This window comes from Nostoc sphaeroides, assembly GCF_003443655.1.
GTDB classification, from domain to species: domain Bacteria; phylum Cyanobacteriota; class Cyanobacteriia; order Cyanobacteriales; family Nostocaceae; genus Nostoc; species Nostoc sphaeroides.
Map to the genome: position 1 here is coordinate 3,140,248 of NZ_CP031941.1, position 14,457 is coordinate 3,154,704.

Annotated in this window: 6 protein-coding genes and 2 pseudogenes; 4 read left to right on the top strand and 4 right to left on the bottom strand. The window is 40.8% G+C overall.

The genetic code is table 11. The annotated features are described in order from the left end of the window. Positions 1 to 64 precede the first annotated feature (64 nt). Together D1367_RS33330 and D1367_RS13830 are read right to left on the bottom strand one after the other, a co-directional pair. A pseudogene (locus tag D1367_RS33330) lies at positions 65 to 563 on the bottom strand (sensor histidine kinase); the annotation flags it as partial. After that, positions 554 to 5,968: a trifunctional serine/threonine-protein kinase/ATP-binding protein/sensor histidine kinase gene (locus D1367_RS13830; protein WP_118166963.1), complete on the bottom strand. Its 5,415-nt coding sequence runs from the start codon at positions 5,966 to 5,968 to the stop codon at positions 554 to 556. The gene D1367_RS13830 and the pseudogene D1367_RS33330, both read right to left, overlap by 10 nt. 134 nt (positions 5,969 to 6,102) lie before the next feature. Here D1367_RS13830 and D1367_RS13835 point away from each other — a divergent pair, with 134 nt between their 5' ends. From D1367_RS13835 to D1367_RS13845, 3 genes are all read left to right on the top strand, one after another. Next, a complete protein-coding gene (locus D1367_RS13835) occupies positions 6,103 to 6,741 on the top strand; it encodes a lysophospholipid acyltransferase family protein (protein WP_118166964.1) in 639 nt (212 codons plus the stop codon). 157 nt (positions 6,742 to 6,898) lie between these two features. After that, the gene (locus D1367_RS13840) at positions 6,899 to 7,936 is read left to right on the top strand and encodes an AI-2E family transporter (RefSeq protein WP_118166965.1); all 1,038 of its coding nucleotides are present in this window, start codon (positions 6,899 to 6,901) and stop codon (positions 7,934 to 7,936) included. A gap of 215 nt (positions 7,937 to 8,151) precedes the next feature. Further along, positions 8,152 to 8,448, top strand: coding sequence for a DUF2288 domain-containing protein (locus D1367_RS13845; RefSeq protein WP_118166966.1), 297 nt, complete (start codon positions 8,152 to 8,154; stop codon positions 8,446 to 8,448). Here D1367_RS13845 and D1367_RS13850 read toward each other — a convergent pair. Further along, positions 8,445 to 10,394, bottom strand: a complete 1,950-nt coding sequence (locus tag D1367_RS13850; protein ID WP_118166967.1) for a flotillin family protein — start codon at positions 10,392 to 10,394, stop codon at positions 8,445 to 8,447. The genes D1367_RS13845 and D1367_RS13850 overlap by 4 nt on opposite strands. Positions 10,395 to 10,414: 20 nt before the next feature. Continuing rightward, complete coding sequence (locus D1367_RS13855) at positions 10,415 to 11,017, bottom strand: OB-fold-containig protein (protein ID WP_244945004.1); 603 nt, start codon at positions 11,015 to 11,017, stop codon at positions 10,415 to 10,417. 522 nt (positions 11,018 to 11,539) lie between these two features. On the opposite strand from D1367_RS13855, the pseudogene D1367_RS13860 reads away from it, so the two are divergent. Then, a pseudogene (locus tag D1367_RS13860) lies at positions 11,540 to 13,979 on the top strand (endonuclease MutS2). The last annotated feature ends 478 nt before the right edge of the window (positions 13,980 to 14,457 follow it).

Consider the following 14,457-nt stretch of genomic DNA (forward strand, 5'->3'; position numbering starts at 1 on the left):
TCTTTAATACTTCCAGATTTAGTATTCCCACATGCCTGAAGCTTTTAGCAAAAAGAGGTCAAAATTATCGCGGAATTTCAATTACAAATTGTGTACCCTCACCCATAACAGAGTTACAACTCAATTTGCCAGCGTGGGTTTCTTCAACGATTTGCCGAGCGATCGCTAATCCTAAGCCCGTACCTTTACCTACAATCTTTGTAGTAAATAAGTGGTCAAAGACCTGATGTTTTACTGTCTCATTCATTCCTTTGCCATTATCAGCGATGCCTTCTCTGCGAGACGCTACGCGTAGCTTGCTTCCCGAAGGGTACGGCGGGCTTCGCCAACGCAATTTTCACGCCTTCATTTTCTAAGGAAGTTTTAATGGTAATTCGGTTGGGATTGGACTTAATTTTCTTAAAACTGCGTCCCATATTTGATTTATCTAACGCATCAATAGCATTTGCCAGAATATTCATAAATACCTGATTTAATTGCCCAGCAAAACATTGAATTTGGGGCAAATTCCCATAATCAGTTATCACTTCAATTTCTAGACGTTGTTCGTTCTTCATCCTCCGACAGGTAGGATAATCTCAAATTCCGTCCCCTGTCCTAATTTAGAAACGAAATTAATTTGTCCGCCATGAGTTGACATAATGGAGTAGGCTACAGCTAATCCTAATCCCGTTCCTTTACCGACAGCTTTTGTGGTAAAGAAGGGGTCAAATACTCGTTTTTGGATTTCTTCAGAAATTCCAATACCATTATCGGCAATGCGAATGCTCACACTCTTAGTTAGAGAATTGCTTAGTGCTGTACGAATTGTAATGGTACTTGTTTTTTGGACTTCATTTAAGGCATCAATGGCATTATTCAAGATATTCATGATTACCTGATTGATTTGTTTGGCGTGACAACTCACTAGCGGAAGTTCAGCATAGTCTTTGATAATTTCAATTTTGCTAAGTCGGTGTTGCAAAATTAACAGCGTATTCTCAATACCCTCATGAATATTTACGGCTTTGATATCTGCTTCATCAAGTCGGGCAAAATTCCGCAGAGATAAGACAATATTTTGAATACGTTCACTACCTTGTTGCATAGAATTCAGCAGATTTGGTACGTCTTTGATCGCGTAATCTAAATCTTTTTCATTGAGATAAGCTTGAATTTCGGTAGTAGGTTGTAGATATTGCTGTTGATAGAGATTAATACCCTCTAGCAAATCTTCAAAATGCTCTTTTAAATATGTAATATTCCCGTAAATAAAGCTAATTGGGTTATTAATTTCATGGGCAATTCCAGCTACCATTTGCCCTAAACTAGACATTTTTTCAGCATGAATCAATTGAGCTTGGGTTTGTTGTAATTCTTGGAGAGTAGAGGATAATTGCTGATTTTTGTGATGAAGTTCTTGGGTGCGCTGGTCTACTTTTTGCTCTAGGGTGTTGTAGAGTAGAGCGTTTTCTAGAGAAATCGCCGCTTGGCTAGTTAATAATTCTAGTATATCTAAGCGATCGCCTACAAATGCACCAATTGTTCCCTGATTTTCTAAATACAAAATTCCCAGTAACTGCCCCTGATTCCGAATTGGCATACACAGCGTACTTTTGGGTTGATGCTGGCGCATATATTCCCCAATCACATTAGGCAGATGGGTTTTGAGATCATCAATCAAAACTGTTTCGAGAGTGTTTTTCACATACTGAATTAGTTTGATTGGAATACCAGGATGATTATCTAAAGGTGCTGTTTGCAATATAGTACCTTCTAAGGTGGCGATCGCTCGCACTTGCCATAAGCCATTCTGAAAGAGAATTAACGCACACCGATCAGCACCAGCATTTTCGAGAATAATCTGAGTTAGCTTCTGGATTAGCTGATCTAACTGAATTGCGGTAGAGATTGCTTGAGAGGCTTTAAAGACAGATCCAAAGTCCAGCACCGAATTGCTGTTGGAGGAACTGGAGATATGGGTTGAAGAGTGAATAGAGGCACTAGATATTACACTCTTACTCAGTGTTTCTTGCAGGTTTAGTTTAAGGTTTTTTTGTTGCAGAATTACCCGCAGAAGTTCTGGATAACGTTGTTCTAAGTCTTCTACTTTGCTTTTGGCTCCCCAACGGGCATAGCAGTAGTAAGCTTCTTGCATATAGACCTGGGCAATTTTTTCTTTGCCCCAATCAAGGTAGAATTTGGCAGCCAGTTCATTGCTAAGTGCTGCTTCTTGGATGTAGCCATTTTCTTTTGCTCCAGCAATGGCGCGATCGTAAAATTCAATTGCTGCGGTTTTTTGTGCTAGTATCCGACACTTTTCTGCCTCCACCAACTCAAATCGATGTTGATGATTCATGGGTGCATAATTTGCCCATTGTTGCATGGTGTCCTGATTTTCTGCTACTTGCTGTAAAATACTCTGTTGTTCTGCGGGTGACGACGTAGGAAATAAAGCCAGTTGCAACAGTGAATCATAAAGGTTCTGCACTGGAGTGTTCACCATCGCATATCCTGAACCGGAATATTGTTTAGCTTTGATGGCATATTCCACTGCCAAATCTAGTTCTTGAAACAGATAACAAAGCATCAATTTGTTGACAAATAAATGCCATAAACCAGTGCCATCATTAGTTTGCTCATGTAACGCCAGCATGGATTTCTCATCGTAGGCTGTGCCAACTAATTCCCAAGGAGTAGTTTTTGACTCGATTAAATTCAAAACTACTTGGTGATAAATATTGTTATAGTTAAGTGCGGTTTTTTGGTTGAGTTTTTCTATTGCTGTCCCATAAATCGCTAATTCATTAGCTAATTTGGTTAATTCTTGACCGGCGATGTAAGCCTGCAAGCAATACATGTAGGCAGCGTAACCAGCATAGGCCAAATCCCCACTATTTAAACCACTGGTATAGGCTTGTAGTAATGGCTTGAGGGTTGCTGTTGCAGGCTGTTGCCAGTGGGCGATAAAATGATTAACAACCACAAGGACTAGTGCTTCATATTCCTGATCTTGAAACTTAGACAGCAATTGCAAGGCTAAATTACCCAATTCATGACCTACTGGAATACTGTTTGGTTGACCACAAAGCATCAATCCATAACCTGAGTAAGCCAAGGCAGAGGCGGAAGTATTTCCGTAGATTACAGAAAGAGTAACTTTTTTCAGTACCACCAAGCGATGGAGTTTAGGTTTTGCTAGATAAGCGGGAGTAGTTACTTTGACTAAGACACGCAAGGCTGCACGTAATTCGGGATTCTGCATCTCTGGCAACTCAACTAATTCAGCAATTGTTTTGCCACTCAAGGTAGCTTGAGTCTCTTGTAAAGCGAGAATAAAATCTTCATCTGTTGGTTCTTTGGGAAACTCAATGCCAATCGGCTGCAAAAATTGCATGGCTGTATCGATCGCTGCTAATAATTTTCCTTGGACTGTATAAGCTTCAATTTTTACTTCGTATACTTTGGCTGTATCAGCGATCGCTTTTGCGTGTTGTAAAATTTCCTGGGCGAAATCTTCCATTGCATCAATTTCGCCACACAGATAACTAGCTTCGGTTGCTTCGTTATACAAACTTAAAGTCAGATTGTAGTCAGATTCCCAAGGGTTGAATGGTAGCAATTGGATGCCTATTTTAAGATAAGCAATTGCTGAACTGTATGCAGTTGAGGCTTTTGCTTTTTTCCCAGCCATGAGATTTAACTGTGCGAGTTCATGGCGTTCTGTAGGTTGATGGAAATGTTCAAGCCCGATATTTAGCTGATTAGCGATCGCAAATATCCGATCTTCTAATTCAGCTTTCGGGGTATTTTGCCACAGCAGGCGGCCAATTTTGACATGGGTTATCTGTTTGCGATCTTCAGGAATCAGTGAATAAGCGGCTTGTTGGACGCGATCGTGCAAAAATTTATATCCTACAGCGTGAGCGATTTCCTGATTACTATCTCGATTTTCTCGGTCTATATAAAACTTATAAACTTCACTTTGTGGTATAACGAAACCTTCCTGTAATACTTTCCATAATGCGGCGGCGGTTTCGGTTTGGGATTGTTGATAAACAATCGCCAAGGTATGCAAATCAAACTGATTACCAATACAAGCCGCCAGTTTTAAAACCTCTTGAGTTGCTGGTGTTAGTTTCTGCAACTGTTGTGCCATAAACTCTACCACATCATCTGTCAGCGCCAATTGCTTGATTTGGGCAATATTACATTGCCAATACCCGCTTTGAAAATTGAATTGAATATAATTATTATCCTGATGCAGTGCCTTAAGAAACTGAGTGGTAAAAAAGGGATTTCCTTTGGTTTTTTGATATACTAATTGCGTTAATGGCTGTGCTATTTCTAGTTGACAATTGAGGGTATCTGCTAACAACTGATTCACACTTACTGGACACAGGGGATTGAGTATAATGTTGTTAACAACGGCTCCTGCATTGGCTATCTCATCTAATGTCAACATTAAAGGATGTGCCGGGAAGACCTCATTATCTCGGTATGCCCCAAGCAGCAACAAGTAGCCACTCTGGGATTCATCTATGAGTAGCTGCATCAGTTTCAGTGATGCCAAATCTGCCCACTGCAAGTCATCCAAAAATATCACTAAGGGATGTTCTAGTGTCGTGAAAACTTGAATAAATTTCTGGAACAGCAGATTGAAGCGATTTTGAGCCGCCATTCCAGATAGTTCTACAGCCGGGGGTTGGCAACCAATAATTCGTTCTAGTTCTGGGATAACCTCAATAATAACTTGGGCATTTTCACCCAAAGCTGTGATAATTTTCTCCTGCCATAGCCGTAAATTAGTATCAGTTTCACTCAATAGTTGCCCCATTAAATCTCGAAAAGCTTGCACAAATGCACTAAAGGGAATATTGCGATTAAATTGGTCATATTTGCCTTTGATAAAACAACCACGTTGCCTAACAATCGGTTTATGAACTTCGTTGATAACCGCAGTTTTCCCAATCCCCGAAAAGCCAGCAACTAGCATCATTTCGGTTGTCCCAAGGCTAACTCTTTCAAATGCTTGCAACAGGGTTTCTACTTCGGTTTCTCTGCCATAGAGTTTATCGGGGATAATAAAGCGATCGCAAACATCTTGTTGTGCAATTAGGAAACTCTCAATTGTACCTGTTTCCTTCAGTTGAACCAAGCACTTTTCTAAATCATACTTCAATCCTAAAGCGCTCTGATACCGATCTTCAGGATTTTTCGCCATTAGTTTGCTAACAATTTCTGAAAATACAGATGGAATTGCTGAATTAATTTCATCTATTAAAGGCGCTGTTTTTGCAATATGACAATGTACCAACTCCATAGCATCCTCTGACTGAAATGGTAATTTCCCAGTCAGGAATTCATAAAAAGTTATACCCAAAGAATAAAAATCTGTGCGGTAGTCAATCCCTCGATTCATTCGTCCAGTTTGTTCTGGGGAAATATAAGGGAGAGTTCCTTTTAACACATTGGGGCTAATTAAGGTTTGAGTTTCTCGTGGCAGTAAAGATGCAATACTAAAGTCAATTAATTTAACTTGTTTAGTTTCTGGATTAATTAAAATATTGGCAGGTTTAATATCTTTATGAATAATCCGCGAGTGGTAGAGTATATCTAAGGTATTACATAGTGCGATCGCTATTTCTAAAAACTCTTGTAAACACGCGATATATCGCGTCTCTACCGAGGTGAAATAATCTTTAAGAGAAATCCCGCCAAAATCTTCCATTACTAACACATAGCCATTTTGATATTGTTCCAGGCTATAAGTTTGGATGATTAAAGGTGAGTTAAGATTTTTAGCTATGGTGTACTGATTGCGAAAGCATAAGAGTTCACTGAAACTCGGATAAGGATTTTTCAGGAGTTTAATCACCACTGGTAATTCATCAGTCTCTCGATACCCCCGATACACCAACGTTCTGAAACCATTGTAAAGTTCTTCACTGATGCGATATCCGGGAATACTGACTGTAGTGGTATTCATACTGCTAAATCCTAATATTTTCTGGATTTAGTATTCCCAGATGATTGAAGCAATTCATCTTTACAGGTTTTTAGCATTTGCTCTGGGTGTTGCGATCGCGTATGCTAAATTCAGTCTGATTTGAATTATCTTCTGTGGACAGAAACCGCGAACCGTTTATCAGTCTGGCACTTTACCACGCCTTTAAATGGTCAGTCGTCAGCCCCATGCTTCATACTTACTTTCGGGGCCAGATTTATGGTACGGAAAATGTCCCCCAATCAGGGCCGCTACTGATAGTAAGTAATCACGCTAGCTACTTTGACCCGCCCATTGTCTCCAATTGTGTACGTCGTCCAGTGGCGTACATGGCTAAGGAAGAGTTATTTAAAATCCCAATTTTGGCACAAGTGATTAAATTATACGGTGCTTACCCGGTGAGTCGAGGAAGTGCCGATCGCAATGCCATCCGTTCCGCCCTAGAATATCTCGATAAAGGTTGGGCTGTCGGTGTTTTCTTGCAAGGTACTCGCACCCCAGATGGTAGAATCACAGACCCAAAGAGAGGCGCACTGCTGCTAGCGGCGAAAGCAAAAGCCCCAATATTACCCGTAAGTGTCTGGGGTACTGAGAAGATTTTACAAAAAGGATCGTCCCTACCCCGCGCAGTTCCCATCACCGTGAGAATTGGTAACTTGATTGATGCTCCCAGTTCTACTAATAAAGAAGAATTGGAAGCTTTAACACAAAAGTGTACCAAAGTAATAAACGAGATGCATGATTTAGGAAGATAAGTTAGACAACTTCAGATATATGCTTTAGGGAGGTAGCGATCGCGCCTTAGCCTCTGTATCTTTAAGGTCAATGCGCTCTAGCAATGAAGTCTAACTTTATGCTTAAATGCAACTACTAGGCAAATTTACCATAAGTTTCTCTCTAAACAACATATATATGAGCGGCTTTGAAGCCAAAAATTTTTGGGATCGATTAAATAATCTGGCGTTAGTCCGCTTTTTACTTTTAATTGCTTCTGGCTGGGCAATTGTACAGCTTTTAGCTTACTTTGAAGCGGTCATTGTTGTTTTCACATTTGCTGCAATTTTGGCTTTTTTACTCAGTTATCCTGTACAATGGCTGCGGCGTTTTTTACCCCACGGTGTAGCTGTTGGTGTCGTTTTCTTACTTAGTATTGTGATTATAGGCGGTCTGATCATTACCGTCGGCTTAACGGTTTTATCTCAAGGACAACAATTAATTGATAGTATCACTGCGTTTTTAAATTCTTTAGTACCTTTATTAGAGAGACTAGAAGGATTTTTGCGAGGCCGTAATTTACAGATAGATTTAAGTTTTATTGAAGAACAACTGCGGAACCAAGCTGTATCAAGTCTTGTGACTAGTTTAGCTATTCTACAAGGATTTATGACGAACTTCGTGACTTTTGTATTAATTGCAGTTGTGGCTTTCTTCATGCTATTAGATGGAGACAAGCTGTGGAATTTTATTTTAAAAATTGTACCCAAACATCGCCGCAATAGATTTACAATTATAATCAGAAAGTCATTTTTAGGATTTTTTAGAGGTCAGTTATTATTAAGTGCATTTCTCACAAGTACGACTTTCGTGGTTTTCTTAATATTACAAGTACCTTTTGCTTTAATATTGTCAATAATAGTTGGAATTCTTGATATCATTCCTGGCATAGGAGCAACATTAGGAGTAAGCACAATTACTTTATTTGTGTTGTCTCAAGGTGTTTGGTTAGCATTGAAAGTATTGATAGCTTGTATTATCCTCCAGCAGATACAAGACAACTTGATTGCGCCCCGAATTATGCAAGGTGCGCTGAATCTTAATCCTGTAGTGGTGTTTTTTGCTTTGTTAGTAGGCGCTAAAGTAGCAGGATTACTAGGAGTTTTTATATCTATTCCCATTGCTGGAGTCATCGTATCTTTATTTGAAATTGATGAAATGAAGTCTGAAGTTTAGAGACGCGATGAATCGTTGGAAGTAGAGAGATAGAGAGATAGAGAGACGCGATAAATCGCGTCTGTACAAGAGTTGCAAGTAGAGACGCGATTCATCGCGTCTGCGATTCATCGCGTCTGCGATTCATCGCGTCTGTGATTCATGGCGTCTGCGATTCATCGCGTCTGTAGTAATTAATGTAAAATAGTTTCTTAGTCAATACAAATTAAGGAATAATGTCGGATTTAAGAGCGGAATTAACAGAAATTTTGGATGAGGCAGAGTGGGAGTGGCTAATTCCTCATGTACAACGAGATGCAGTAATTTTGGTGGCACTTGAGCTAAATTTGGTGGATGTTGGAGTAGCGATCGCCAGTGATAACATCCCATCAGTAGAACAGTGGATTGATAAACAATTGATTGCCAAACCCACGATAGTACAGGTGGGAGAATGGAATGGCGATCGCACTAAACGATTTAATACTCTCATCGTTCAGCCTTACGTTCTAGCGCAAGAAATAGTCGCTACTTAATCAGTTTCTGTAGCATTTTCGATCAGAGTTGGTGTTGTGAGAGTTTCTAAGGAAAGATGGCTTTTTGTGTCAGTTATTACTTGGTTATTGCCACGTACTAACTGGCTGATTTGACTAATTAATTCGCCTAGTTTGCCTTCGTCAAGTAAGGTGTTGATTAAAGAAAGTCCACTGGTAGATAATAGTAATTTGTTAATGTCTTGACTGCCACTACTACCGTTTGCACCAGGAAATGAATAGATCCGAGTATCTCCTAAAACTCCTGGTTGTGGTGCTAAAGCGGTGACAATTTCTGGTAGTTTATCGGCTAGTTCTGGCCAAATGGAAGTAATAATTTTGGCAGTGAGGTTAGCGTTACTAATGGAATTCTCGGCGGCAATTTTTGCTTGAATACCTTCTGCTTCTGCTAAAACTTTATCACGATTAGCTGCTGCTAGAGTGCGAATTGCTTCAGCCTCTAATTCTGCTGCTTGTTGGGCGATTTCTGCTTGGCGGCGGCGGCGGAAAGCATCGATTTCCACAACGTTGCGATCGCTAATACTCCGTTCTTCGGCTTCTCGTTCCGCAGCAATTACCGATAGGCGTTTGTTACGTTCGGCTTTTTCAACCTCACCTGCTGTCTTAACTGATTCCTCAGCTTTGGCTTGTTGTGCTTGTGCCACAAAGCTTTCACGCTTTTTGTTAGCAATAGCGATCGCTACATCTTCTTGAGCTAGCTTGGCCACTCGTTCTGACTCAGCTATATGCACTTGTGCTTGTAATTTTCCAGATTCTACACTTTGTTCACGTACAATCTCTGCAAGCTCAGATTCTTGTTTTTGCAGTGCTTGTGCTACCTTTAGCTGTTTATTGCGTTCTTCTAGGGAAATATCAGCTTCAATTTGGCTTTGCTGCACCGATAATTTTTTGCGAATTTCTTCTTCTTCAATTGATTTTTCTTGCAAAATTTTGCTACGGCGTACTGTTGCAGCCTCTCTATCTTTGGATTCTTGAATTTCGCGCTCTTTCTGTGCTTTTTGTGCTTCTACTTGGAATTTTTGCTCCAATTTAGCGCTTTCTTGCTCTTGGGCAATTTGTAGCGATCGCTTTTGGGCATCCAGTTCTTTTTGCTCAATAGTCACTTGTGCTGCTAACTCAACTTCCCGCTTTTGTTGAATTGAGCGCTGAATAATTTCTGTTCGCAAACGCACACCTTGAGCATCAAAGAAGTTATCTGGATCGTAGGTAACACTTTCTAATATTTCTGAGATAGCAATGTTATTTAGAGTTAATCCCACTTTTTTCAAATCGGTACCAACTAAGTTCAACACCTCCTGAGCAAACCCTAATTTATCAGAATCTATTTCCGCTAAATCCTTAGTTTTAGCTGCCGCTCTAATTGCATCATCTGCTCGTTTTTCTAAAGCATTTTTAATATCTTCAGGAGTAATTTTACTGCCATTTTGAGATAGTCTAGCAGCTGCTGTTAAAACATCATCTTCGGAGGCATTAATACATACATAAAAGGTGACTCGAATATCTGCTCGTAAATAATCTTTAGTGCGAACAGCAAGTTTAGCAGTGCGTTCAACATCAATAGAAATTTCTCGCAGAGGTACGCGAGTTAGCTGATGAAATCCCGGTAGAACAATACAACCGCCATAGAGAATTACCGATTTCTTTTTGATAAAAAGACCCCCAGTTCTCACGAAAGCTTCGTTGTTGGGTGTCACTACATAAACCCGTGTATAAGCAAATAAGCTAAATAGGAGTAGTAAAACTAAAGCAGCAATAACTCCAGGAAATACTAATCCCCCGTTAATTTGGGCAACAGTTGGTTGGATTCTGACTGGAAGGGTTTGGGAAATTAATATTGTTTGCTTTTGTTGTGGTTGCAAATTAATTTGCGGAGCTTCAGCTATTGTAGCACTCGGTAAAGACTGGATAAAAGTTAACCAAAAAAGCATATTTTTTCCTTTCACTAAGTTTAATTTATCTGAGATGAGTTAGCTAACCATTGTTCTTGATCAGGACTATCTTTGGCAATAACTAAGTAAATTTGTGCTTTATGTTCAATGACTAAAACTTTTTCTCCTCGTTGTGGAGCAATAGTTGCCCAGTCTGGTATCACAGCACTAACTGTTAATAGATTGCGCTTTGTATCTAGTACATCTACTTGTCCAATTCTGCCTTGATTGCCGATAGGAATGTAAGCAGACGTAACAATACCAACGCAACCTATCAAGCGATCGCTACTTGCATCTTCACCAAACTCAGCAAAAATTTTGCCAATCGGCTGCGCTATTAATCCTCCCATCAATAAGCTGATTATCATCGAAGAAAATAATATTGTAACCCCGAATAAACTGTTAACTTTACTATTAATAATGCTACCAAACCAAACATTCAACATCCAGCCAAAAACGCCCCAGAGACTTAAATCTGTTGCCAGTAACAATATAAGTGGAGCTTTACCAATACCTGCCCATCCCAGGAATTGTCCAAAACTCAATTCGTTATTGGTATCTGCATCAACGTCGGCATCAACGTCTGTATCAATATCTTCTCCTCCCCCGCCAGAAATTATCATAAATAAGAATAGAAAGACTCCCATTCCTATAAATATCCAATAGGGCAAGTTGACTGGGCTGAACAACATAATATTTCGTAAATTATATGTGCTGGTAATTTTATAGCATCTAAGTCTATTTAAATCTATGCTAATACTACAATTTTTAATACAAAAAAATACATATTTTATCCTATGAGTATTTGTTTATAAGAATATCTATAATTTTTATTTCAAATAAAATATAATTATTAATTAATGATTCACGAAATTAAGTAAATCAAAAATTATTTGATTACCGAAAAAATTATATTTTTTTACAATATAGCCGCATTACATAGTTATATGAAGTTAACAAAAATGTTTAATTTTAGACTAAGACCGCATTACATATAGCATAAAATACACAATTTTACAAGATGTGGAGGTAACAGAGGGCGAATATACCTCTCGACTATTGACTAAAGCAAAACTTTCTCCTTTAAGATTTAGCCATCTAGGAGCTAGAATTGTTACGATAATTTCAGATTAGATGTTGAAACCTTGATCCAATCTGAAACCTTAGAACTATTAGAATGGCACCGCCTCTGCCAGCACCTTGCCACCTTTGCGGCAACTAAGCTGGGGGCGACAGCTGCGCGTCATCTGAAAATACCTGATTCTCAGATCCAAAGCGAACAGTTGTTAGAGCAAACCAAAGAAGTCTACCAACTGGAAACTCGCCTGACCACGGGACTGTCATTTGAGGGAATTCAAGATATTGGTGATTCCTTAGAACGGGCAGAACGTAGTGGAGTTTTGGCAGGGGATGAACTGTTAGCGATCGCTACTACCCTCTCTGGTGCTAGAAATTTGCGCCGTGTCATTGACAACCAGGAAGATTTGCCGATATTGACTGATTTGGTTGCCGATTTGCGGACTTATCCAGAACTAGAGCAAGAAATTCACCGATGTATTGATGAACGGGCCCAGGTAACTGACCGCGCGAGTCAAAAACTGGGAGAAATTCGCACAGATTTACGGCGAGTACGCAGCCAAATTACTCAAAAGCTGCAAAATATCTTACAAGCAAAATCTGGAGCAGTTCAAGAACAGCTAATTACGCAACGGGGCGATCGCTTTGTCATTCCCGTAAAAGCACCCCAAAAAGATGCCATCCCCGGTATTGTCCACGATACCTCTACTAGCGGTGCCACCCTATACGTGGAACCGAATTCAGTAGTGCCTTTGGGCAACCAACTGCGGCAGATAATTAGAAGAGAGCAAGCAGAAGAAGAAGCCGTTCGCCGTGCTTTGACAGAACTTGTAGCCGCAGTCAAACCAGATTTAGAGAGATTGTTAGCGATCGCTACCACTTTAGATTTGGCAACGGCTAGATCGCGGTATAGTTACTGGCTAGGAGCAAATCCTCCGCGATTTATCCAGCGTGAAGACAGAGAAATCATTACCTTGCGGAATTTGCGACATCCTCTGTTAGTGTGGCAGCAACAGCACGAACAAGGGCAACCAGTAGTACCTGTAGATTTACTGATAAGTCCGCAAATTCGGGTAGTGACAATTACCGGGCCAAATACTGGCGGTAAAACTGTAACCTTAAAAACTCTAGGGTTAGCAGCATTAATGGCCAAAGTGGGTTTATTTGTCCCCGCCCGCGAACCAGTAGAAATACCTTGGTTTGATAAAGTGTTGGCAGATATTGGCGATGAACAATCTTTACAGCAAAGTTTATCTACATTCTCTGGACATATCCGCCGCATTAGTCGGATTTTAGAAGCATTAGGTACTGGGGACTTGGGACTGGGGACTGAGGAACAGGAAGTTCCTAATCCCCAATCCCTAATGGCCAATCCCCAATCACTCGTTTTACTCGATGAAGTCGGCGCAGGAACCGATCCAGTTGAAGGTAGCGCCTTAGCGATCGCCTTGTTGCAATATTTAGCCAACCATGCCCAACTAACGATCGCCACTACTCACTTCGGGGAACTGAAAGCCCTGAAATACGAAGACGATCGCTTTGAAAATGCCTCTGTAGAATTTGACGAAAGTACTCTCTCGCCTACTTACCGTCTGCTGTGGGGCATCCCCGGACGTTCTAACGCCTTAACTATTGCCCTCCGCTTAGGATTGAACCCAGAAGTGGTACAACAGGCAAAAACTCAAGTGGGAGAGGCCACAGATGAAGTTAACCAGGTAATTGCTGGCTTAGAAGCGCAACGCCGCCGTCAAGAAACCAAAGCAGCCGAAGCCCAAAGTTTGTTACAGCAAGCGGAACGTTTATACAAAGAAGTATCCGCAAAAGCCGCAAGTTTGGAAGAGAGAGAAAGCAGTTTGCGGGCTTCACAGGAAATAGCAGTCCAACAAGCGATCGCTCAAGCAAAAGGTGAAATTGCCCAAGTAATTCGCCGCTTGCAGAAAGGTACGCCTACAGCCCAAGAGGCGCAGCAAGCAACCAATGCTTTGAATCAAATTGGCCAACTTTATCAGCCAGCAACGCCAGCAAAACCAAAAGCTGGATTTATGCCCAAAGTAGGCGATTCGCGTCCGCATTCCCAAATTGGGACAGATAGCAGATGTGATCACCGCCCCTGATGAAGATGGCGAGTTAAGCGTTCGGTTTGGGCTAATGAAGATGAACGTGAAGTTGCAAGACGTAGAATCTCTAGATGGTCAAAAACCCGAAGCGATCGTCAAACCCAAACCAGCCCCAGCAGCAGTAACCCCGCCACCGCAAACTGTCCCAGAAATTCGGACTTCCCAAAATACCATCGATTTGCGTGGTAAACGGGTAGCTGATGCCGAATACATTTTAGATAAAGCCATCTCGGAAGCTACAGGCCCAGTTTGGATTATTCACGGGTATGGTACTGGCAAACTGCGACAAGGAGTCCACGCCTTTTTGCAACAGCATCCCAGAGTTAACAATTACGAACCAGCAGAACAAGCAGATGGCGGCACCGGTGTTACCGTTGCTCACATAAAATAAAGAGCAGGAATGGTAAGTAGTCAGACAGAATTAATTACACAATGTCATTGCGAATGGAGCGAAGCGGAATGAAGCAATCGCAAGGGCTGGGATTGCTTCGCTTCTCTTCGAGACGCTAACGCGAACGCTCGCAATGACTGTAAATATTTTTGTCCGACTACTTATAGGACTCCTATTTGATTTTTGAAAAAACTCGTTACAACTCGAAAAGTCTGATTCCCTACTCCTTACCTACATAAAGAAGTTCAGAAATCAAATCGGATTGCTATATGTCAGGGCTATTTCGTTCTAGACATAAACCGCCCAGAACTAAAGTTCTTTGGCTTTAAGCCCAAGTCGTCTAAAGACGACTAAAAGCCTTTGTTAGTCGTCTTTAGACGACTTTTGCTATTAGCCTCAGAGGATGTTTGAAAAGTCCTTCAGCGTGTGTTTCACTACCCTGGCTACCGAGAAACTGCTACGAGAGAATAGGAGTTTT